The organism is Rhodococcus sp. (in: high G+C Gram-positive bacteria), assembly GCF_049591685.1.
Classification (GTDB): domain Bacteria; phylum Actinomycetota; class Actinomycetes; order Mycobacteriales; family Mycobacteriaceae; genus Rhodococcoides.
Map to the genome: position 1 here is coordinate 1 of NZ_JBAWFH010000085.1, position 1,880 is coordinate 1,880.

Consider the following 1,880-nt stretch of genomic DNA (forward strand, 5'->3'; position numbering starts at 1 on the left):
ATACAGACGCTTCCGCTGTGAACCGATCGGAAGGACGGGTACACAGGCCGCGCCGCAACCACTCGTCACGCAGGCCGGGGACGCCGAACAACCGCTCGGCAAAGATAAAAGTACTTTCGATGGACCCAGCCCGGGCTTGAGCCCTCGAGGCAGTCGACGCGGCGCTCACGCGAGAGTGGCGGAGTCCGCCTTTCCTGTTGTCATGTTTTCGAGGAACGCACAACACGGCGACGCCCGCAAGAGGTGATGTCTGTCGGCAGGCGTCGAACGCAGTGATCTCACGTCGTAGAATTAACGACCGCAAAGCTCGACAACCCCGAAAGGAACCCCCTCATGCTCGGCGTCTTCTTCTCTCTACTCACCGACCTCTTCGCCATCGTCACCAACGGATCGGCACTGGGCTGGTGGTGACGCGCCCTTGAACCGAGAAAGCCCCGTCGACCAGAGCGGTCGAAGGGGCTTTCGCGGTTTCAATCGGGTCAAATACCGGCAGCCATGGAGTCGTGCGGAATGGCCTCGGGCGGAACAAAGCCGTCGGGCCACTTCATCTCAGGCCAGCTGCACCGTTGCGGTGGCACGGTGACCGAAGATTCGCTTGCCCTCGAAGGTTGCGCCGAGAGAGATTACTGCTGTGCGGGTTTCGGGATCCAGCGACTTGATCTTGCCACTGAATTCCAACTCCGCGGCGCGGTGGGCGTCGACCGGAATGGGCGCGGTGAACCGGACCGTGTAGTCCTTCACTGCACCCGGATCGCCGACCCATTCGGTGATGTACCCGCCACCGAGACCCATGGTGAGCATTCCGTGCGCCAGAACGTTGTCCAAATCGATGAGCTTGGCGAACTGCTCGCTCCAGTGGATTGGGTTCGCGTCACCCGCGACACCGGCATAATTGACGAGGTCACCGCGCGTGAGACGAAACGTCCTGCCGGGTAGCGTGTCTCCGACTGCGACATCCTCGAACTTGGAGGCTGCAGTCGCTCTGTTGTCGACGACGGCCAACGGTGGATGCTCCACCTGCTCCTCGTCGTCGTCGTGATCGGCGGCGTTGGCCCGCGCCGCGAGCGTTGTAGCCCCGTGCATCACGAGATTTTCGACGGCCTCGACGATCCCCTTGTCGACGTCGCCCTCGCGGCCGATGAGCAGGGTGGTGTACGTCGTCTGGACGAGCTCGTTGCGCTGATTGGACACGATGTTCTTGGTGACCATCATGTCTTTGCCCATCACCTCTTTGTACGAATCGAGGGAGACGTCGCAGTACAACTGGTCGCCGGCAACGATCGGCTGATGGAATTGCAGGACCTGGTCTGTCTGCAACATCTGACTCAGGTCGAACCCGACTGCGATCTTCTGCAGCAGCCGCTTCTGCGCGAGGGTGCCCACGAGCGACATGAACGTGAGCGGTGCGACGACATTGGGGTAATCGAGCGCCTTCGCGGCGTCACCCTCCCAGTGCACCGGGTTGAAGTCCTGCACCGCGCGGGCGTACTCGCGCACCTTCTCGCGGCCAACTTCGTAGAAGTCCGCTGTGCGGTAGTGCCGACCGATCATCTCTCGGACGTGCTCGGCCGGATCGAACGTCTCGGTGACTGCCACATTCTCACTCATCAGTGGGAACATACCGGGCGGGACGCTGCGAGTACACGCGCAAGCCCAGGGTTGTGGCACGTCATAGCGACACCCCTCCCAGAGTGGTTGTCGCACACATACTCAGGCTGTTGGAGGCGGAGGGGACTGGTCCGTCACACCTACGAGGGATTCGTTTCATCGTTCGCGCGGCTCGGGGCCCACCAGTTGTCTGCCCACCGACTTGTCGTCTCTTGCCGACTCCGACGATTCGTCGGCGTCGGCGTCCGTCGGCTCCGGCTCCGGCTCCGGCG

1 protein-coding gene is annotated in these 1,880 nt (G+C 62.3%); it reads right to left on the reverse strand.

The window, feature by feature from the left end; genetic code table 11:
• Positions 1-549: 549 nt before the first annotated feature.
• Positions 550-1,608, reverse strand: a complete 1,059-nt coding sequence (locus WBQ44_RS03920) for a fused (3R)-hydroxyacyl-ACP dehydratase subunits HadA/HadB (RefSeq protein WP_495565429.1) — start codon at positions 1,606-1,608, stop codon at positions 550-552.
• Between the last annotated feature and the right edge of the window lie 272 nt (positions 1,609-1,880).